Origin of the sequence: Stenotrophomonas sp. SY1 (assembly GCF_021202945.1) — a bacterium.
Taxonomy (GTDB): Bacteria; Pseudomonadota; Gammaproteobacteria; order Xanthomonadales; family Xanthomonadaceae; genus Stenotrophomonas.
Genome location: NZ_JAJOYR010000001.1, coordinates 297,476 through 316,698, shown reverse-complemented (window position 1 = coordinate 316,698; position 19,223 = coordinate 297,476). Strand labels below are relative to the sequence as shown.

Below are 19,223 nucleotides of genomic sequence, written 5' to 3'. Positions count from 1 at the left end.
GCTCGGCACGAAAGGTATCGGCAAGCCATCTTGCCGGGCATGACCCGGCACTAGCGGCTGCCCTTTTTCAGGATGATGGTGATGTGGCCGTTGGTCTCCAGCAACGCCAGGTCCACGTCGTCCACCTGGTCGCTGCCAGCATCGCGCAGCGCCTTGGCGAAATCGGCCTTGCTCACCAGTTCGCGGCGCAGCACCTTCTGCAGCACGTGGCCGTGCCGGGCCAGCACCACCGGCTCGCCTTCGATCACCCGCTCAACGACCGCGCTGCGCGTGGTGATCCAGCCCACGACGTAGTTCATCGCGATCAGCGTCGCTGCCAGCAACAACCCTCCACCCAATGACGTGTCCCGGCCGAGCAGCGCGTTCTGCACCGCATTGCCCAGCAGCACCAGCAGCAGCATGTCGAACGGGGTGAACTGCCCCAGCGCGCGTTTGCCGGCCACCCGCACCATCGCCAGCACCACCACGTACACGACCACCGCGCGCAGGATGAACTCCCACCACGGCATCGACAGCGCGAACAGTTCCGACATCGTCCTCTCCCTGCGGTAACCCACGGGCATGCTCGGCCTGTGGGGATCAACACCGTGCGAGGGCGCGCGTTGAACGCGCCGGCTGGACTTTCTCCGGCCCAAAAAGAAGCCCCGCCGACCAGGGGGGGGTCGACGGGGCCGGGGAGCGGGCATTTGGGGAGGAATCCCCGCTCCGAGATCTGCTCCAGGGGATGGGAGAGATCCAGCGACAAGCATTGCGCTTGTCGGGGTCTATAACACCACCTTGAACATTGATGGTTCGTGAAGAATCCGCGAGCATTTCCGGCAAATTAAGGAGCGATTCATTCCCGCCAAGCCCCGCTGACAATGAATGCGCGCAGGCCATTTCGGACCGTGGCGCATTCATGAAACTCCATCAATGCGCCTGGTCCCAGTTTTCGCCTATGCCTGTGTCCACTACCAGCGGAACACGCAGGGTTGCAGCACCGGCCATGCGCGTTTCCACCTCGCCACGCAGGATGTCGATGAAATCCGCATCGGCCTCGAACACCAGTTCGTCGTGCACCTGCAGAATCATCCGCGCCTGGTCCCTGTACCCCTGCAACCACAGGTCCACATCGACCATCGCGCGCTTGATGATGTCCGCTGCGGTGCCCTGCATCGGTGCGTTGATCGCCGCGCGCTCGGCGCCGGCACGCAGGCCTTGGTTGCGCGCGTGGATGTCGTTCAGGTAAAGGCGGCGGCCAAACAGCGTTTCCACGTAGCCCTGTTCACGTGCCTGCACGCGCATCCGCTCCATGAAGTCACGCACCGCCGGGTAGCGGCTGAAGTACAGCGCCACGTAATCCTGCGCCTGGCCACGGTCGATGCCCAGGTTCTTGGCCAGGCCGAACGCGCTCATGCCGTACATCAGGCCGAAGTTGATCGCCTTGGCGGCACGGCGCTCATTCGGCGTCACTTCGTCCAGCGCGCGCCCGAACACCTCGGCGGCGGTGGCACGGTGGACGTCGGCACCCTGCTCGAACGCACGCACCAGGCCCGGGTCCTCGGACAGGTGGGCCATGATCCGCAGCTCGATCTGCGAGTAATCGCAGGCCATCAACAAACGGCCGGGCGGCGCGACGAAGGCCTGACGGATACGACGGCCATCGTCGGTGCGGATCGGGATGTTCTGCAGGTTGGGGTCGGACGAGGACAGCCGCCCGGTCGCCGCACCGGACTGGTGGTAGCTGGTATGCACGCGGCCGGTATCCGGGTTGACCATTTCCGGCAGCTTGTCGGTGTAGGTGCTGCGCAGTTTGGCCAGACCGCGATACTCCAGGATCACCCGCGGCAGCTCGTGCTGCTCGGCAATGGCCTCCAGCGCTTCTTCGTTGGTGCTGGGCTGGCCCTTGGGCGTCTTCACCAGCGCCGGCAGGCCCAGTTCGTCGAACAACACCGCCTGCAGCTGCTTGGGCGAATCCGGGTTGAAGGTGCGCCCGGCCATTTCGGTGGCTTTGCGCTGCGCGGCCAACATGCGCGAGGACAGGTCCGCGCTCTGCCGCTTAAGTTCGGCCACGTCGATCGCCACGCCGTTGGCTTCGATGCGCGCCAGCACCGGCACCAGCGGCATCTCGATCTCGCGGTACACCTTCTCCAGCGACGGCTCCGCCGCCAGCTGCGCCGACAGCACGCGGTGCAGGCGCAGGGTGATGTCCGCATCTTCGGCGGCGTAGTGGCCGGCTTCGTCGATGCCCACCTGCGAGAACGAGATCTGCTTGGCGCCCTTGCCGGCCACCTCCTCGAACTTGGTGGTGGTGTAGCCCAGGTAGCGCTGCGCCAGTGAATCCATGTCGTGACGGGTGGCCGTCGAATTGAGCACGAAACTCTCCAGCATCGTGTCATCGGCATAGCCGGCCACGTCCACGCCGTGACGGCGCAGCACGTGAATGTCGTACTTGCCGTGCTGGCCCAGCTTCTTCTTTCCGGCGTCTTCCAGCAGCGGCCTGAGCGCATCGAGCACCTGTTGCATCGGCAGCTGCGCCGGCGCACCCGGATAGTTGTGCCCTACCGGAATGTAGGCACCCTTGCCCGGCTCGACCGCCAGGCTCACGCCCACCAGGTTGGCGCGCATGGCATCCAGAGCGTCGGTTTCGGTGTCGAAGGCGAACTCATCGGCGGCCTGCAGGCGTTCCACCCAGGCCTGCAGCTGTTCGCCGGTCAGCACGGTTTCGTACTCGCCCTTGCCGGCCAGTGCCGGATCGGTCGCCGGTGCCGGTGCGGCATCGCTGGACCGGGCATAGCCGGCGGCGGTGCCGCGCAGGCTGACCTTGGAATCGTCGGCCGCAGCCGGTGCTGCGACGCCACCCAGCTCACGCAGCGCCTGGGTGAAGCCGTAGCGCGCATACAGCTCACGCAGGCTGTCCACGTCCTGCTCGCGCAGCTGCAGGTCGCGCGGGCCCTGTTCCAGCGCCACGTCGGTGCGGATGGTGACCAGGTCACGGTTGAGCGGCAGCCGCGGCAGGGCCGCGCGCAGGTTCTCGCCGATCTTGCCCTTCATGGTCGGGGCGGCGGCGATCACGCCGTCCAGGTCGTTGTATTCGGCCAGCCACTTGGCGGCGGTCTTGGGGCCGCATTTCTCCACGCCGGGCACGTTGTCGACGGTATCGCCCATCAGGGCCAGGTAATCGACGATCTGGTCGGCGCGGACGCCGAACTTGTCCATCACCGCCGCGTCGGAGTCGGTACGGCTGCCGGTCATCGTGTTGACCAGCGCCACGCCCGGGCGCACCAGCTGGGCGAAATCCTTGTCGCCGGTGGAAATGGTCACTTCCAGCCCGTCGTTGGCGGCGGCCAGCGCCAGCGTGCCGATCACGTCGTCCGCCTCCACGCCGTCCACACGCAGGATGTCGATGCCCAGGGCCTGCACGATGTCGCACATCGGCTGCACCTGCGAGCGCAGGTCATCGGGCATCGGCGGGCGGTTGGCCTTGTACTCGGCGTACATCTCGTCGCGGAAGGTCTTGCCGGGCGCATCGACCACGAAGGCGACGTACTCGGGCTTCTCCTTCAGCGTGGCGCGCAGCATGTTGACCACGCCGAACAGCGCGCCGGTGGGCTCGCCGGCGGCGTTGGACAGCGGCGGCAGCGCATGGAAGGCGCGGTACAGGTAACTGGAACCGTCAATCAGGACTAATCTGCTCATGGTGGCGATTCTACGCGGCACGGACATCGCCACAGGCATAATCAAACCCACGCCGATACCGAGGAATGTCCACCATGAAGCAGTTGCTGCTCGTCCCCCTGCTGGCCCTGGCCGGTTGCGCCACCATGGGCGGCGACGCCTCCCCGGTCGACGTCACCGGCGCCGACGTCGCCCGCAAGGTGATGGACAACGGCGACACCATCGAGGAGTACCGCGTCGGTGGTCAGCTGCGCATGGTCAAGGTCAGCCCCGCCCGTGGCGCTCCGTTCTACATGTACGACCGTGACGGTGACGGCCGCATGGACAGCGACAACGACGGCACCAAGCCGGTTTATTGGAAGCTGTACAGCTGGTGAGGTTGATGCCGGCTGCCTTCCCGCGCCAAGTGCGGGAAGGCGATCCGGCTGTGATGGGGAAATCCGGCCGCGCGGTATCTGACACACGCGCCCAGGCTGCGCCGGGGCTTGCCGTTCCCTGACTGACCCGAGCCGGCGGCCTGACCTTCAGGCATTGATCGAAGCGCACGTCAGTGAGGCGTGCACGCAGCCCTCCTCCGCCTGGGCTGCACCAAGGCGAGGAAACCATTCATGCGAACAGTCAGCGAGCAGGGTTTGGCCCCTCCCCTGTGAAGCAGAGGAGGGTTGGCGCTGACCGCCAGGCCCAGGCGACTTAGCGGATCACCAGCACCGGCACGGTGCTGCGGGCCAGCACCTCGGCGGTCTGGCTGCCCAGCAGCACGCGGGTGACACCACGGCGGCCATGCGAAGTCATCACCACCAGGTCGCTGTTGCAGGCCGTGGCGGTGTCGATGATGCCGTCGGCCGCGTAGCGGTCCAGCACGTGGTGGGTCAGCACATTGGCGATGCCGGCAGCATGTGCCGCTTCCACCGCCGGCTGCAGGATCTTCTGCGCCGCCGCCTCACGGTCCTTCTTGTACTCCGGGCTGGCCTCGTAGCCGGCACTCCAGCCCATGGCGTCGTACATGCCCACCGCCCAGGGCTCGGACACGGTGACGATGTCGGCATGGGCGCCCAACTGGGCGGCCAGCTCAAGGCCCTTCTGCAGGCCCTTGGCGGAGAGATCGGAACCATCGGTGGCAATCAGGATGCGCTTGTACATGGCAGTTCTCCGGTGTGAAGGGTAGACAGTAACCATTGCACACCCGATGTTGCCGCAGTGCATTGAGCCGAATCAATCGGACTGCTGCGCCTCAGTGGGCGACCCTTACCTGCCAGCCGTCAGCGCATGCCTGCCAGTCGAACTCCACCGGCAGGAATTTCTCGATCAACCGCGCATTGCTGCGCAGGTGCTCACTGATGGCCCGTGTGGTGAAGCTGCCGGCGCCGGCCAATGCCATTGGCAGCAGCAACTGGTCGGACAGGTGCTCGCCAACACATGCCGTGCCTCGCAGATACTGCTGCACCGCATCGGCCAGTCGCCCGGCAACCTGTTCGGCCGACACGCCACGCTCGCCGTGGCTGTCGAACAGTTCCACATGATCTCCATGCTGCACCGTCACTGCGGCCACATTTCCCGGCCCCAACGCCGGCCGCACCATCCGTATCTGACGCGGATGCGCCGGGACACCCAGCCGGCTGGCCAGCACATCCAGCTCACGCTGACCGATTGCCGCAGGCAGCCCGGACATCAGCACGCTCGCCTCCACGGACTGCAGCGGCCCACGCTGGTCGAAGCTGCATGGCGACAAGGCCGCGCACGGCAGCACGGCCGCTTCCAGAACACCACCTCCGGCCGGATGGAAACCGTACTGGTGCAACTGCAAATTCACCTGGACGCCCATCCGCGCCAATGCCGGCAGATAGCACGCGCTGATGAAATCAGCGCTGGGTGCCAGCGGATTGTGCGTCCCCCCTTCCAGTCGCAGCCGAGACGGCGCGGGTGCCTGCCACAACGCAGGCAACAGGGTCTGCAACACCAGCGTTGCCGAGCCGGCGCTGCCGATGGCGAAATGGTAGTCACCGGCCTGTACCGCACCGGGCACGAAGCGCAGCGTGGTGGCACCCAGTGCCGCGCCAGCGGCCGTTCCATTGCCGACCCGCGCCGCAGCGTTCACTGCTGTCAGGTGCTGGCGCATCAAGCCCGGGCGCGCACGCGTGGCCCGGATGTCCTGCATGGTGAAGCCAATGCCGGTGCACAGGCTCAAGGTAAGCGCGGAGCGCAGCAGCTGCCCCCCGCCCAGGGTTCCATCGATCTCAATCATGTCCATTGTGTTGCCTTCCTTAGACGCCCTGCCGCATGCACGGCAGGGCCATCGTATTCATCCCTTAACGCATACCACCTGGCGCAGGGTGTGCATGATCTCCACCAGGTCGCGCTGCGCTTCCATCACCGCCTCGATCGGCTTGTACGCGGCCGGCGACTCGTCCACCACCTCGGCATCCTTGCGGCATTCCACGTGCGCGGTGGCCTTGATGTGGTCATCAACGCTGATCAGCTTGCGCGCCTGGGTGCGGCTCATCACGCGGCCGGCGCCGTGGCTACAGCTGTGGAAGCTGTCCTCGTTGCCCAGCCCGCGCACGATGAAGCTCTTGGCCCCCATGCTGCCGGGAATGATGCCCATCTCGCCCTTGCGCGCACTCACCGCCCCCTTGCGGGTAACCAGCACGTCCTTGCCGAAGTGGTGCTCGCGGTTGACGTAGTTGTGGTGGCAGTTGACCGCCTCGGCCTGCGCCTGGAACGGCTTGCCGATCACCGTGCGCGCCGCGGCGACCACGTTGCGCATCATGATCTCGCGGTTCATGCGCGCGAAGCGCTGCGCCCAGTCCACCGCGAATACATAGTCACCGTAATGCACGCTGCCCTCGGGCAGGTAAGCCAGATCCTGGTCGGGCAGGTTGATCATCCAGCGACGCATTTCCTGCTTGGCCAGTTCGATGAAGTAGGTGCCGATGGCATTGCCTACGCCACGCGAGCCGGAGTGCAGCATGAACCACACACGCTGCTCCTCGTCCAAGCACACCTCGACGAAGTGGTTCCCCGTCCCCAGCGTTCCCAGGTGCTTGAGGTTGTTGGTGTTCTTCAGCTTGGGATGGCGCTCGCAGATCAGCTCGAAGTCGGCCACCAGCTGTGACCAACCTTCGATCGCCAGCTCCGGCGGCGTGTCCCAGCTACCCTTGTCGCGTCCGCCGCGGCCCACGCTGCGGCCGTGCGGCACGGCACGTTCGATCGCGCTGCGCAGCTGCGACAGGTTGTCCGGCAGATCGCTGGCGGTGAGCGTGGTACGGGTGGCGATCATGCCGCAGCCGATATCCACGCCGACTGCCGCCGGGATGATCGCGCCGATGGTCGGTACCACCGACCCCACGGTCGCGCCCTTGCCCAGATGCACGTCCGGCATCACCGCCACCCACTTGTGGATGAACGGCAGCCGCGCGATGTTCTGCAACTGCTCACGGGCCTGGTCTTCCAGCGGCACGCCGCGCGTCCACAGCTTGATCGGCGCCGCACCTGGCTGCTGGATGACGTTGTAGTTGATATTGCTCATGATGATGTTCCTGTCATTTCGAAATCTTAAAAGGTGCGGTGACAAAGGGTGATGGAACCTTTCAGCAACATCAGGCCAGAGGCCCAACGTTGCTCCCGGGATTCGAACCCGGACGACCCCGAAGGGCTTACCAATGTAGTTCCACCGGCATTCACCGCATGCAACGCTTGCTGGGGGTGCCGACGCGCACGACGAGGGTTGAAGGAACATCCTGCTCTACCGGACTGAGCTACCACCGCGTTGCGGCGATGGGCGGGATTCGAACCCGCGACACGGAGCGTCAATGGCTGTAGTTCCTTCGGCATTCCTGCGTGCCGACATTGAAGCAACCTCATGCTTCCGCATGAAGCTTTGCGACGGGTGCCGCTGTGCATGACAAGAGTGACGGAACGTTTCGCTGCAACGCCACGATGGCGGTGCAGCGTTCCTGCTCTAACCACTGAGCTACCGACGCATGGCTGCGGCGGGCGGGATTCGAACCCGCGACCTGGAGCGTGACAGGCTGTAGTTCCGTCGGCATTCGTGCACACCGACATTGAAGGGATGGAAGCAGGTGGCAAGGGTTGGCCTGACTCCCGGATTCGCGCCCGGGTAATCGATGTAGTCAGACCGGCATCCGCCTTCTTCCATATGCATATGAAATCCTGTTGTCCGGGCCCGGCTGGCCCCATTGCCAGCCGGGCATCATTGCGACGACTTCCATGTCGTCTTTACAAGGGCATGGCGGTGATCCTCTCCACCCAGCGCGGGCGCTGGTCGGGCGGCAGGCTGGCATCGGCCAGCAGCTCGAACACCGCATCGCTGAAGCCACCGACGTGCAGCACATCCTCACGCTCCACCGTCTGACTGGTGGCCACCGGCTGCAGGTCGATGCAGACCAGTTGTGCTTGCGGGCAACGCGCCTTCAGCGCGGCCCACTCGCGCATGGTCGCGGTCGCACCGCTGCCACGGGTGTCACGCCAACTCTCGTTGTCGGATACCAGCACCAGCAGATCCACCTCCGCGCGCCTGCGGTTGAGATACGCCAGTGGCGTGCTCACCGCCGTTCCGCCGCCATTGATGGCCAACTGGCGCGCCAGGGTCATCACGCTGTCACGCGGGTTCAACTGCTGTGGACGCACCTTCGTATCAAACGGCAGCACTTCCGCCTGCGGATGACCGCGCAGCACGCAGGCCGCGATCAGTGCCGCAACGTCCACGCAGCGCGCAGCCGTCGTGGCACCCTTGCGATAGCCGGTAACCGGCGACTGCATCGATCCGGAGACGTCCACCGCGACCACCACCTTGCCCTGCACCGTCGGCACCGATGCGGTAGCGACTTCCATCGCATCCTGCAGCGCATCCAGGATCGGACGCGGCAACGCGGAGGCAGCGTGATAGGCCATCAGCAGCTGGTAAGGCAGCACCCGCGAACGCGCAATCAGCAGCGGATCACGCAGCTTGGCTGCTACCACCTCCACCATCGCCGGATCCTCGAACACCCCATGACGCGCGAAGGTGTTGAGGTTCATGCGCAGCTGTTGCCATGACGAATTGCGTGCCAATGTCGCCCACTGCACGGTGTCCAGCGGCAGCGCGGTGTAGTACTGGAACGGCAGGTCCGGCAACGCAGCTCGCTGGTCGCGCTTGAACGCTTCGTAGACCTGCAACTCCTCCGGCAACAGCGCCTCGTCGTATGGCCGCCCGATCACCCAGGCATACAGCGCTTCGCGCGCAGCGTCCTGCGGCTTCGGGTGGACCATGCGAATCACGTCGGCCAGCGACGGTTGCTGACCGATCGCGGCGCGGATGATCGCCTTCGGCGAAGCCTGCTCCAGCCACTGGCGAAGCATGCGCTTCGGCAACGAGCCCAGCGAGCGACGCCCAACCTGGCCGCTGCGCATGATCTGCACGAACGTGCGCAGCATGCGGCCGTTGTCGATCACCTGCGGGAAGGCGGCGGCGAATGCCGCGCCATCGCGCACGCTCAGCGTCGCCAGCAGCAACGCCGGCATGTCCTTCATGTGGGCAACGGTATGCGCGTACACCGCGGTGCGGGCGACGAAGTCGGCATCGACCCCGTTGCACAGCGCCAGCACCTGCTCCAGCTGCGTCTCGGCATCACCGTAGAAGGTGCTGTTGAGGCAGCCGGTGGCTGCGAACACGGCCAACGCCGTGCGCGGGTCACGTGCATAGGCCAGTCCACCGGCCTCGTTGCGCGCCTGCGCCTTCGGCAGCAGCGCACCACGCAGGGAAGCGAAAAGGGTTGCGTTGGCCATCTGGTACTCCTTGGCGGGAATGCCCGCGTCTTGTCCTGGCCCTATAAACGCAATGCCCGTGCCAACTTTCCATGGAACGAATCAATTGATTGATTTTAAAAGATATTTTTCTATTTCCAGCCACTCCCAACGCACCGTGAAAAATAAATTTCGTATACTTTTGAAGCGCTTTTTATAGGAATGGATATGTCCAAGCGACAGGTAGTCTTCGGCATGCTCGGCACCCAACTCGATGCCGGCAGCGGCCCTGGCCGCTGGGAGAAGTGGCGCCCAAGCGTCGCCCTGGGCATGCATGAGGATTTTCAACTCGACCGGTTGGAACTGCTGCTGGACGAGCGCCGTTTCGGCAAGCTGGCCCGCCTGGTCAGCGATGATCTGGCACTGGTGTCGCCAGAGTCGCAGGTCCGTCTGCACGACAACTACCTGGTTGATCCGTGGGAGTTCGAAGGCGTGTATGCACGGCTGCACGACTTCCTCGCCGAGTACCCATTCCGGCCGGATGAAGAGGACTACTATGTCCACATCACCACCGGCACCCACGTCACCCAGATCTGCTGGTTCCTGCTGACCGAAAGCCGCCATTTCCCAGGCCGGCTGTTGCAGACCTCGCCGCCGCGCAAGCAGATCAGCGGCGATGCGGGCAGCTACGCGGTGATCGACCTGGACTTGTCGCGCTACGACCACATCGCCCAGCGCTTTGCCCAGCAACAGCTACAGGACCGCGACCTGCTCAAGAGCGGCATCGCCACCCGCAACCCGGCGTTCAACCGGATGATTGAGCAGATTGAAACCGTGGCCACCCGCTCGCGCGCCCCGATGCTGTTGATGGGACCGACCGGCGCCGGCAAGAGCCAGCTGGCCAAGCGCGTATTCGAACTGAAGAAGAACAAGCACCAGTTGCCGGGCCGCTTCGTCGAAGTGAACTGCGCCACGCTGCGTGGCGATGGCGCGATGAGCACGCTGTTCGGCCACACCAAAGGCGCCTACACCGGCGCCAGCAGCGACCGCGCCGGCCTGCTGCGCTCGGCCGACAAGGGCCTGCTGTTCCTGGATGAGATTGGCGAACTGGGTGCCGACGAGCAGGCGATGCTGTTGCGCGCCCTGGAAGAAAAGCGCTTCCTGCCGGTCGGCAGCGACCGCGAGGTGGAAAGCGACTTCCAGCTGATTGCCGGTACCAACCGCGACCTGCAGGATGATGTCCGCCAGGGTCGTTTTCGCGAGGACCTGCTGGCGCGGCTGAACTTGTGGACGTATCAGCTGCCCGGCCTGGCCGAGCGCAGCGAGGATATCGAACCCAATCTGGAGTTCGAACTGGAGCGCTGGTCACGCGACCAGCACGAACGCGTGCGCTTCAACGTGGAAGCACGGGCGCGATATCTGGCGTTTGCCACCAGCACTGAAGCCACCTGGCGCGGCAACTTCCGGGACCTTGGCGCCAGTATTGTCCGCATGGCGACGCTGTCCATGGCCGGGCGCATCCGAACCGACGAGGTGGATGCCGAGATTGGCCGCCTACGTCGGCAGTGGCATGGCGGCGCTGAAGCATCGCCATTGACTGCATTGATGGGCGATGCGGCGATGGAGCTGGATCGATTTGATCGCGTGCAGTTGGAGGACGTGGTGCGCGTGTGTCTGCGTTCGCGTTCGCTGTCGGCGGCGGGACGCGAGCTGTTCGCGGTGTCACGCACACAGCGCGCGAGCACCAATGATGCGGATCGGCTGCGAAAGTATCTGGCGAAGTTTGGGCTGGATTGGGAGCAGGTGCGCGGGCGTGCTGCGGAGGAATGAGGTGTGAAGCGTGAAACGCAAAGCGTTACCCCTCCCCAGCCCTCCCCTGCTGCGCAAGGAAGGGAGCGGCTCCCGCAGTTCGGTCCGATCGCCGCGAAACAACGCTCCTGCTCCCTCCCTTTGGCGTAGCCAAGGGGAGGGTTGGGGAGGGGTCGCTTTTCGCACTCTCACCGCAACAACGGCGGCACTTTCTGCTTCAACAGCTGCACCAGCGCCGGCGCCATGAAGTCGTAATCATCAGCAATCCCCAGACTCACCACGCGCTTGTCGCGCAGCCAGGGCTGGAAGCGCTCAACGAGCCGGCGCTTGTGCACCGGCTCCATCACCATGATCAGATCCGCCCATTGCAGCAGTTCCGGCGTTACCGGAACCTCCGCATCCGGCTTCAGCCCGGCCGAGGCGGTCTCGATGCCGGGCCAGTCGGCAAACACCTGCTCGGCCGTCGGGCTGCGCAGCCGGTTCTGGCTGCATACGAACAGGACGTTGCGGACCATGCGCCCCTACAGCACCGTCAGGTTGGCGTACGCCATCACCAGCCACTTGCTGCCGGCGTCGGCAAACTCCACCTGCACGCGCGCGTGCGCGCCATTGCCTTCGTAGTCGGTGACCATGCCCTCGCCAAACTTGGGATGGGTGACCAGCGCACCGAGCTTGATCGGCGGCGCCTCGATGTTGGCGTGGCCACCCATCACCCGGTTGGCGCCCAGCGATGCCGGGCGCGATACCTGCACCTTGGGCCGCACTTCATGCAGCAACTCGCGCGGGATCTCGCGCAGGAAGCGTGAGGGCAGGCTGTAGTTGTCCTGGCCGTGGATACGACGCGATTCGGCATAGCCGAGGATCAACTTCTGACGCGCACGGGTGATGCCGACGTAGGCAAGCCGGCGCTCTTCCTCCAGCCGCCCGCTTTCCTCCAGCGACCGCGCACTCGGGAACAAACCCTCTTCCATGCCCGCCAGGAACACCAACGGGAACTCCAGACCCTTGGCCGAATGCAGCGTCATCAGCTGCACGCCCTCTTCGCCGGCCTGCGCCTGGCCTTCGCCGGCTTCCAGTGAGGCATACGACAGGAACGCCACCAGCTCGCTCATGTCCTCGGCGCCTTCTTCGATGTCGTCATCGCGACGCACGAAGCGCGAAGCCACCGAGATCAGTTCGTCCAGGTTGTCGATGCGCGATTCCGAATCCAGCGCGTTGCGGCTTTCCTTGCCCCAATGCTCGCGCAGCGCCGAGCGCGTGAGCACATGCTCGATGCGCTCGGCCAGGTCCATCTCCCCGGTCTCGGTGGTGATCTGCTGGACCAGGTTGATGAAACCGGCCAGCGCGTTCTTCGCGCGCGAGGTCAGGTCATTGCCCTGGGTGGCCAGCATCGATGCTTCCCACAACGACAACGCCTGCTGGCGCGCAATGCGCCGCACTTCATCCAGCGTGCGATCACCGATGCCACGCGTCGGCGTGTTCACCGCGCGCTCGAACGCCGCATCATCGTTGCGGTTGGTCATCAGGCGTAGGTACGCCAGCGCATCCTTGATTTCGGCGCGCTCGAAGAAGCGCATGCCGCCGTACACGCGGTACGGCACCTGCTCGCTGAGCAGCGCTTCTTCGAAGGCGCGCGACTGCGCGTTGCTGCGGTAAAGCACGGCAACGTCGCCGTAGCTGCCACCGTCGCGTACCCACTGCCGCGCGCGTTCAACCAGGTAACGCGCCTCGTCCATCTCGTTGTAGGCCGCGTACAGGTCGATCGGATCGCCGTCGCCGCTGTCGGTCCACAACTCCTTGCCGATGCGGTCCGGGTTGTGCGCGATCACTGCATTGGCCGCGCCCAGGATGTTGGCGGTGGAACGGTAGTTCTGCTCCAGGCGCACGGTTTCGGCACCCGGGAAATCCTTCAGGAAGCGCTGCACGTTCTCGACCTTCGCACCGCGCCAGCCGTAGATGGCCTGGTCATCGTCGCCGACCACGAACACATGCCCGCTGTCGCCGGCCAGCACACGCACGAAGGCGTACTGGATGGCGTTGGTGTCCTGGAATTCGTCCACCAGGATTTCGCGGAAACGCGCGCGGTAATGCGCCAGCAGCGCCGGGTTGTCACGCAGCAACTCATGCGCACGCAGCAGCAGCTCGGCGAAGTCCACCAGACCTGCACGATCGCAGCGCTCCTGGTAGGCCGCATAGGCCTGGCGCATGGTTTCGCCCCACTGGTCGTGCGGCTCGGGCTGGATGTGCTGCGGGCGGCGGCCTTCATCCTTCTGCGCGTTGATCCACCACATCACCTGCTTGGGCGGGTACTTGCCGTCGTCCAGCTCCAGCTGCTGTACCACGCGCTTGATCAGCCGCAGCTGGTCGTCCGAATCCATCACCTGGAAGGCTTCAGGCAGCTTGGCCTCGGCCCAGTGCAGGCGCAGCAGGCGATGGGCCAGGCCGTGGAAGGTGCCGATCCACATGCCACGGCTGCCCTTGGGCAACTGCACATCGATGCGGTGGCGCATCTCGCCGGCGGCCTTGTTGGTGAAGGTCACCGCGAAGATGCCGTGCGTGGGCACGCCGAAGACTTCGTTGAGCCAGGCGATGCGGTGAATGAGCACGCGGGTCTTGCCGGAACCGGCGCCGGCAAGAATCAGGTGGTGACCAGGAGGCGCGGAAACGGCCTCGCGCTGGGCTTCATTCAGCCCGTCGAGAAGGTGGGAGACATCCATCGGCACATTTTACGTCACGCTGCGCGTGGTTCCCCCAACGCAGGCCGCATGGCATGGCTTCCCTCAGGGGCCGGGCCGGGCCACGCGCATTCGCGCCCATGCCAGCAGCCAGTCCGCGGTCGCCCACAGCGCACCCGCGGCCGCGCCCAGGCGATGGGCCAGGGTGATCACGGTCCACCCCTCCCAGCGGCTGCCAAAGCGCCATTCGTAAACCAGCTTGAGTGCGATCAGCCCCAGCAACAGCCAGGCGATGGCACCGCCTCGGCGCGCCAGCACGATCACCAGCAGCCCATGCAGCAGGCCGGACAGGCCGGCATACCAATCCAGCGCCGGGTCCAGCCACAACAGCGCCAGCGACAACAACGGCATGCCCAGCACCGCCGCCGCAATCACCTCACCCAGCATCCGCTGACGCACCGCCAGCAGCAGGATCACCGCGAGCGCCCCCAGATTCAGCAGCGCATGTGCCGGATCCAGGTGCAGCAGATGCCCGCTCCACAGGCGCCACCACTGTCCGCCTGCAACAGCGCCACGATCGAGCACCGCCAGCTCGGCAAGCTCCGGCCAGCGCAATGCAGCTGCGCTGACCAGTGCCGCCAGCAGCAGCAGGATCAGCGTCGCCGCAACAGCAGGCCGGCGCCAGCCAGCAACAAGGCCAGTTCCCACCACTGCGTACTCCCGCCGCCGCCACTGCCACGTCGCCATTCGCCGCCGGAACGGCGGTCCACCAGCTTGACCTGGCCTTCCTCGCGCACACGCACGGAGAAATCAGCGATGGCCTTGTCCAGATTGCCGGTCATGTTGGTCATCGCCACGCCGAAGCTCTCACCGGCCAGACGCACCTGGGTTTCGTCCACGCGCACGGCGGTCGAGCCGCCGTCACGCTGGTCCGTGCCCGGCGCGCGGAACAGCAACGTGCGCGTCTTCACATCAAATACCGACGTGTCGACAAACGTGCTGACCTGGTTGTTGTTGCCGTGGATGGTGTAAGCGCCCACCAGCGTCCAGTACAGCAGCGATGCCGCGTTCTGGTCGGTGCGGATGATCTGGTCGTAGGACACCAGCGCGACCAGGTCCACGCTGTACATGCGCGCCACCTGCTCCAGGTTGTCGAAACCACCGCGTGAACGCAGGTAGCCATCCGGAATCACTTCGATGCGCTCGATGAACGGCTGCGCGCGGAAGGTTGCACGTACCTTTTCCAGCAAGGCACTGCGATCGGCGGCACTGACACCCACCGGATCATTGTGCGAAGGCACGAACACCAGACCCACGCGTGCCGGCAGCCGCACCTGCGGCACCTCGCCTTCGGTGGCCGGTTCGAACTTCTGGCCCGGCGGATACAGGTAATCCACCACGCTGCTGGAAACACCCCGCCGCTCGGTGCCGCCGTCAAACAATGATGCGCAGCCGCCGAGCAGCAATACCGCGCCGGCAGCCAACAACCAACGGCTGCGCCTGGTTTGCCCGCTGATGAAAGCACGGCGCATACCGGTATCGAATTCCATTTCCCCCGCTCTCCTTGTGGCTTGGTGCCGGCACTATACCGGCCCACCAAAGGCCGGGGTCAATCAGCCCAGCAACGCCACCGCCGCTTGCGCCGCCTGCCCGCGCAGTTCGGGAATGGCCAGGCTTTCCCACAGGTTGCCGATGCGCAGGCTGCCCAGCACCTGGACGTGTGGTTCGGCCTTGCCATCGGCGTCGATCAGGCTGCCATCGTCCGCGCTGTCCACGCCGATGCCGTGCGGCCCCGGTCGCGCCAGGCCACTGCCCAGCAGCTGTTGCAGCAGGGCATTGCGCATGGCCTGCGCACGCATCTCCACGCCGGTGGCGTTGATCACGCAGTGCACGTCCAACTGGACCGGCAGGCGGCGCTTGTCCAGTGCGGTCAACTGCACGCAGGCACCTTCGGCGAACGCGGTTTCCAGGCGGCCGCGATGCACATGCAGGCGCTCCTGCTGCTGCAACTCCTGCAACTGCGCATGCACCGAGGCGGCAATGCGGTGACGGTGCACGTCCCAGTAACGCACCACGTGGCGCAGAAAACGGCGCTGGTCATCGACGGACAGCGTCTGCCACAGCGCCTGTCCCAGCGGACGGATGCGCTCCATCACGTTCTGCCAGGGAATCTCGCGCAAGGCGGCATCGGCGGCATGCTGGCGCAGCGCGCGCACGCGCTGGCGCAGGTTCATCGCCAGCAATGGCTGCGGGTCGTAATCGGCTGCCGGCCCCTTGGCATGCGGCAACGGCAGCAACGCGTGACGCGACAGCACGTGGATCTGACCGCGATGACCCGCCGCCAGCAACGACACCACGGTATCGGCCATGCTCAAGCCGGAACCCACGATGGCCACATCGGCATTGCCGGGCACGCCACGCACCGCATCGAAGTCCCAGGCCTCGATGCGCCTGTCCTGCGGCAATGCACCAGCACCGCGCGCGGGCAGCGGACGCAACGCATTGCCCGATGCCAGCGCCACCCTGCGTGCGGTCAACCGCTGGCCCGACGTCAACGTCAGCTGGAAGCCGGCGTCATGGCGATCCAGCGACTGCACCCGCTCGGCACGGATTTCCAACTGCGCGCGGCTCGCTTCCACCGCCTGTTGCAGGCGCTGGCGCAGGTATTCGGCGTAAAGGCGGCGCGGCACGAACATCGTCGCCAGCGTGTCGCGTCCGATGCCCGGAAAGACCTGCACATCCAGCAGGTAATCGAGGAAATCCTCGACCTTGTCGGGGAAGCCGCCCATCTTGCCGGCCGGCACGTTGAGCAGGTGCTCGGGATAGGTGGTGGCATAGGCCACGCCGCGCGCCAGCGGCAACGACGGCTCAAGGATCAGCACACGCAACGGTTGTTGCGCGGCACGCAGCACGCCAATGGCGGTCAGGACGCCGGCGGCACCGCCACCGATGATGGCCACATCACACGGCCCGGGGATATCGACAACGCTCATTGTCCCGATTGTAGGCGATGCGGCCGGTACATCTGATGCCCTGGCTGCATGTGCTCATGGACGATGCGTTCCGGTTTTTCACACGGTTGAAACACAAAACCCGCCTTGCGGCGGGTTCTGGGTGGAACGGTAAAACCAGGCAATCCGTGTGGATTACTTGATCTTGCCTTCCTTGTACATCACGTGCTTGCGAACAACCGGATCGTACTTCAGGAATTCCATCTTCCCCGGGGTGTTCTTCTTGTTCTTGTCGGTCGTATAGAAGTGGCCAGTGCCGGCCGAGGAAATCATACGGACCTTATCGCGCTTACCTGCCATGATCGTTTACTCCTCAGACCTTTTCGCCGCGGGCACGCAGCTCAGCCAGAACGGAATCGATGCCGTTCTTGTCGATGGTGCGCAGTGCATGCGCGGAAACACGAAGCTTGATCCAGCGATTCTCGCTGGCGACCCAGAAACGACGCTCGTGCAGGTTCGGCTGGAAACGACGACGGGTCTTGTTGTTGGCGTGCGAGACGTTGTTACCCGTCTGCACTCGCTTGCCGGAAACTTGGCATACGCGGGACATTGCGCACCTCGGTAATGTTGGTGACTTCCTTAGCCAGGAAGACGGCGGCCCCGGCGGTCACCCGCCACACGTCATGGGAATCAAAGGGTTACGCTGTCGAGGGTGGGCCGAATGACGTGTTCCCGGCCACCAATCCGGAGGTTTCCGGACACAGCGAGCCGGCAATTATGCCGCGCCAAGGCCCCGGGTGCAAATCACCGGCCGCAGCGGGGCCTATTGGGGCGCGAAATCCAGGCTCCGCCGCCAGCGCAGCGGCGTGCCGGCCCGGCCCGGGTCCGGCGGGAACAGGCTCAGGTAGCCGGCGGCGATGGCGCGGTCACGCAGGCGTTCACCCACGCCCTCGGCCACTTCCACCTCCACATGGGTGACCTTGCCTTGCGGGTCGACGTCCATCGCCCAGACCAGTCGGCCCGACCATTGTTCCGGCGGGATCGAGGCATCGTAGTTCGGGCGGCCGGCGACGTAGGGAATGCCACGCTCCTGGAACAACGGCGAGTCCTCCAGGCTTGGATCGACGCGGATCGTCGCGGTGTTGGTGCCACCGTCACCGAGGAGGACATGCGCCGTCCAGTCTCCCGGCCTGCCGCCGATGCCCAGGTCGGCCCGGTAGCACCGTTTGGCACCGCGGTAGTCGTCATAGCGGTGTACGGAAACCCGTTTGCCGTCGGCATCGCGCAGCTCCAGCTGCAGGCCGCCGACATCGTCGGTCATGGCATTGGCGGCAACACAGATCTGGTGCTCGTGATCGCCCGTCATGACGAACTGCCGGGTCTGCTGTCGGGCAATCGCCTCAGTCGGTGTCCTGGACCACAGGAACTCGATGTAGATGGTGCTGTCCTGCGCGACGGCTGGGCCACACAGCGACAACAGAACCGTTACGGCAAGATGGCGCAATCGCATGGGCCCGCTCCCTGGATATACCGCCCGACTCTAGCCAGCCGGGATCACGCACATCAAGTCAGGACGCAATCGCCTGCGCACCACGCAGCTCACGCCAGGCCGCACGCGCCACCCGCCACGCCGAGCGCAGGAACAGCAGCAGCAACGCCACCGCGATCAGCAGATCCGGCCAGCCAGCACCAAAGATCCACACCGCCAGTGCGGCCAGGATCACCGCGCCGCCTTCGTACACATCGTTCAGTGAACAGGCCCAGGCCGAGGCCAGATTGATGTCGCCCTGCCGGTACGGCCACAGCAGGCGCAGGCACAGCAGGTTGGCGGCCAGATTCAGCAGCGCGGCAATGCCCATGCTTTCGAACAGCGGCAGATGCGGGTGCGCCAGTTTCCAGCCGATGCCCGCCGCCACCGCGATGGCCGCGCACAGGATGAACACCGCCTTGAGCATCGCCACCCGCGCTTTGGCGGCAAGGCTGGCGCCGACCACCGCCAGACTCAACGCGTAGGTCAGCGCATCGCCGAGGTTGTCCAGGCTGCCGGACAGCAACGAGGCCGAACCGCTGTGCCAGGCGGCGAGCATCATCATCACGAAGGTGACCAGATTGATCGCCAGCACCTGGACCAGCACCCGGCGCTGCCGGGCCTGCATGCGTTCGACTTCCAGGGTTCTGCCACAGCCGCAACAGTCGCTCATGGGGGACTCAAGGTTTTCGTCGCGGCTATTGTCGCGCTGAAGCGGATCGTTTGCAGGAGGTTGTAGGTCCTTTGGGTTCCGTGGCGCTTAGTAAGCGCTGCGCATCCGGAGTGTTTCGTGCTCCCAGTGCATTGCGAGCCAAGAGCGCTCCTCACCCCAACCCCCGCTCCGCGCCCCGGCCCCTGCGC

Annotated in this window: 17 protein-coding genes; 2 read left to right on the top strand and 15 right to left on the bottom strand. The window is 65.3% G+C overall.

Going from position 1 to position 19,223, the window contains the following annotated elements:
* Positions 1 to 50: 50 nt before the first annotated feature.
* On the bottom strand, positions 51 to 533 hold the full coding sequence (locus LR961_RS01175) for a YetF domain-containing protein (protein WP_232146600.1): 483 nt from the start codon (positions 531 to 533) through the stop codon (positions 51 to 53).
* A 376-nt stretch (positions 534 to 909) separates the two neighbouring features.
* The gene (gene polA, locus LR961_RS01170) at positions 910 to 3,678 is read right to left on the bottom strand and encodes a DNA polymerase I (RefSeq protein WP_232146599.1); all 2,769 of its coding nucleotides are present in this window, start codon (positions 3,676 to 3,678) and stop codon (positions 910 to 912) included.
* Positions 3,679 to 3,752: 74 nt separating this feature from the next.
* Here polA and LR961_RS01165 point away from each other — a divergent pair, with 74 nt between their 5' ends.
* Complete coding sequence (locus tag LR961_RS01165) at positions 3,753 to 4,034, top strand: DUF2782 domain-containing protein (RefSeq protein WP_232146598.1); 282 nt, start codon at positions 3,753 to 3,755, stop codon at positions 4,032 to 4,034.
* 313 nt (positions 4,035 to 4,347) lie between these two features.
* On the opposite strand, the gene LR961_RS01160 is transcribed toward LR961_RS01165, so the two are convergent.
* The 4 genes from LR961_RS01160 to LR961_RS01145 all read right to left on the bottom strand — a co-directional run bounded on the left by LR961_RS01160 (position 4,348) and on the right by LR961_RS01145 (position 9,441).
* Entirely contained in the window at positions 4,348 to 4,797 is a 450-nt protein-coding gene (locus LR961_RS01160; RefSeq protein WP_232146597.1) for a universal stress protein, read from the bottom strand.
* A gap of 91 nt (positions 4,798 to 4,888) precedes the next feature.
* Entirely contained in the window at positions 4,889 to 5,905 is a 1,017-nt protein-coding gene (gene rtcA, locus LR961_RS01155; protein WP_232146596.1) for an RNA 3'-terminal phosphate cyclase, read from the bottom strand.
* 51 nt (positions 5,906 to 5,956) lie between these two features.
* Positions 5,957 to 7,183, bottom strand: a complete 1,227-nt coding sequence (locus LR961_RS01150) for an RtcB family protein (protein WP_232146595.1) — start codon at positions 7,181 to 7,183, stop codon at positions 5,957 to 5,959.
* Positions 7,184 to 7,893: 710 nt separating this feature from the next.
* Complete coding sequence (locus tag LR961_RS01145; RefSeq protein ID WP_232146594.1) at positions 7,894 to 9,441, bottom strand: VWA domain-containing protein; 1,548 nt, start codon at positions 9,439 to 9,441, stop codon at positions 7,894 to 7,896.
* Between the two features lie 186 nt (positions 9,442 to 9,627).
* On the opposite strand from LR961_RS01145, the gene rtcR reads away from it, so the two are divergent.
* Positions 9,628 to 11,229: an RNA repair transcriptional activator RtcR gene (rtcR, locus tag LR961_RS01140; RefSeq protein ID WP_232146593.1), complete on the top strand. Its 1,602-nt coding sequence runs from the start codon at positions 9,628 to 9,630 to the stop codon at positions 11,227 to 11,229.
* Between the two features lie 167 nt (positions 11,230 to 11,396).
* Here rtcR and LR961_RS01135 read toward each other — a convergent pair whose 3' ends face one another.
* The 9 genes from LR961_RS01135 to LR961_RS01095 all read right to left on the bottom strand — a co-directional run bounded on the left by LR961_RS01135 (position 11,397) and on the right by LR961_RS01095 (position 19,035).
* Positions 11,397 to 11,723, bottom strand: coding sequence for a low molecular weight protein tyrosine phosphatase family protein (locus LR961_RS01135; RefSeq protein WP_232146592.1), 327 nt, complete (start codon positions 11,721 to 11,723; stop codon positions 11,397 to 11,399).
* Between the two features lie 6 nt (positions 11,724 to 11,729).
* Positions 11,730 to 13,925 (bottom strand): DNA helicase II, encoded by a 2,196-nt coding sequence (gene uvrD / locus LR961_RS01130; protein ID WP_232146591.1) that lies wholly within the window; start codon positions 13,923 to 13,925, stop codon positions 11,730 to 11,732.
* A 63-nt stretch (positions 13,926 to 13,988) separates the two neighbouring features.
* On the bottom strand, positions 13,989 to 14,591 hold the full coding sequence (rrtA, locus tag LR961_RS01125) for a rhombosortase (protein ID WP_232146590.1): 603 nt from the start codon (positions 14,589 to 14,591) through the stop codon (positions 13,989 to 13,991).
* Positions 14,537 to 15,433 (bottom strand): rhombotarget lipoprotein, encoded by an 897-nt coding sequence (rhlP, locus tag LR961_RS01120; RefSeq protein WP_232146589.1) that lies wholly within the window; start codon positions 15,431 to 15,433, stop codon positions 14,537 to 14,539. Before rhlP ends, rrtA begins: the two co-directional genes overlap by 55 nt.
* A 63-nt stretch (positions 15,434 to 15,496) precedes the next feature.
* Entirely contained in the window at positions 15,497 to 16,876 is a 1,380-nt protein-coding gene (locus tag LR961_RS01115; RefSeq protein ID WP_232146588.1) for an FAD/NAD(P)-binding protein, read from the bottom strand.
* 153 nt (positions 16,877 to 17,029) lie between these two features.
* The gene (rpmG, locus tag LR961_RS01110; protein ID WP_172675037.1) at positions 17,030 to 17,197 is read right to left on the bottom strand and encodes a 50S ribosomal protein L33; all 168 of its coding nucleotides are present in this window, start codon (positions 17,195 to 17,197) and stop codon (positions 17,030 to 17,032) included.
* Between the two features lie 10 nt (positions 17,198 to 17,207).
* Positions 17,208 to 17,444 carry a 50S ribosomal protein L28 gene (gene rpmB / locus LR961_RS01105; protein WP_232146587.1) on the bottom strand — a complete coding sequence of 79 codons (237 nt, stop codon included), beginning with the start codon at positions 17,442 to 17,444 and terminating at the stop codon, positions 17,208 to 17,210.
* 213 nt (positions 17,445 to 17,657) lie between these two features.
* Entirely contained in the window at positions 17,658 to 18,344 is a 687-nt protein-coding gene (locus tag LR961_RS01100; protein WP_232146586.1) for a hypothetical protein, read from the bottom strand.
* A 58-nt stretch (positions 18,345 to 18,402) separates the two neighbouring features.
* Positions 18,403 to 19,035, bottom strand: coding sequence for a cation transporter (locus LR961_RS01095; RefSeq protein WP_232146585.1), 633 nt, complete (start codon positions 19,033 to 19,035; stop codon positions 18,403 to 18,405).
* Positions 19,036 to 19,223: the final 188 nt, after the last annotated feature.

Bases quoted from the DNA above. Each gene is read 5' to 3' on its own strand.
- LR961_RS01175 (WP_232146600.1), bottom strand. From the start codon at position 533: ATGTCGGAACTGTTCGCGCTGTCGATGCCGTGGTGGGAGTTCATCCTG.
- polA (WP_232146599.1), bottom strand. From the start codon at position 3,678: ATGAGCAGATTAGTCCTGATTGACGGTTCCAGTTACCTGTACCGCGCC.
- LR961_RS01165 (WP_232146598.1), top strand. From the start codon at position 3,753: ATGAAGCAGTTGCTGCTCGTCCCCCTGCTGGCCCTGGCCGGTTGCGCC.
- LR961_RS01160 (WP_232146597.1), bottom strand. From the start codon at position 4,797: ATGTACAAGCGCATCCTGATTGCCACCGATGGTTCCGATCTCTCCGCC.
- rtcA (WP_232146596.1), bottom strand. From the start codon at position 5,905: ATGGACATGATTGAGATCGATGGAACCCTGGGCGGGGGGCAGCTGCTG.
- LR961_RS01150 (WP_232146595.1), bottom strand. From the start codon at position 7,183: ATGAGCAATATCAACTACAACGTCATCCAGCAGCCAGGTGCGGCGCCG.
- LR961_RS01145 (WP_232146594.1), bottom strand. From the start codon at position 9,441: ATGGCCAACGCAACCCTTTTCGCTTCCCTGCGTGGTGCGCTGCTGCCG.
- rtcR (WP_232146593.1), top strand. From the start codon at position 9,628: ATGTCCAAGCGACAGGTAGTCTTCGGCATGCTCGGCACCCAACTCGAT.
- LR961_RS01135 (WP_232146592.1), bottom strand. From the start codon at position 11,723: ATGGTCCGCAACGTCCTGTTCGTATGCAGCCAGAACCGGCTGCGCAGC.
- uvrD (WP_232146591.1), bottom strand. From the start codon at position 13,925: ATGGATGTCTCCCACCTTCTCGACGGGCTGAATGAAGCCCAGCGCGAG.
- rhlP (WP_232146589.1), bottom strand. From the start codon at position 15,433: ATGGAATTCGATACCGGTATGCGCCGTGCTTTCATCAGCGGGCAAACC.
- LR961_RS01115 (WP_232146588.1), bottom strand. From the start codon at position 16,876: ATGAGCGTTGTCGATATCCCCGGGCCGTGTGATGTGGCCATCATCGGT.
- rpmB (WP_232146587.1), bottom strand. From the start codon at position 17,444: ATGTCCCGCGTATGCCAAGTTTCCGGCAAGCGAGTGCAGACGGGTAAC.
- LR961_RS01100 (WP_232146586.1), bottom strand. From the start codon at position 18,344: ATGCGATTGCGCCATCTTGCCGTAACGGTTCTGTTGTCGCTGTGTGGC.
- LR961_RS01095 (WP_232146585.1), bottom strand. From the start codon at position 19,035: ATGAGCGACTGTTGCGGCTGTGGCAGAACCCTGGAAGTCGAACGCATG.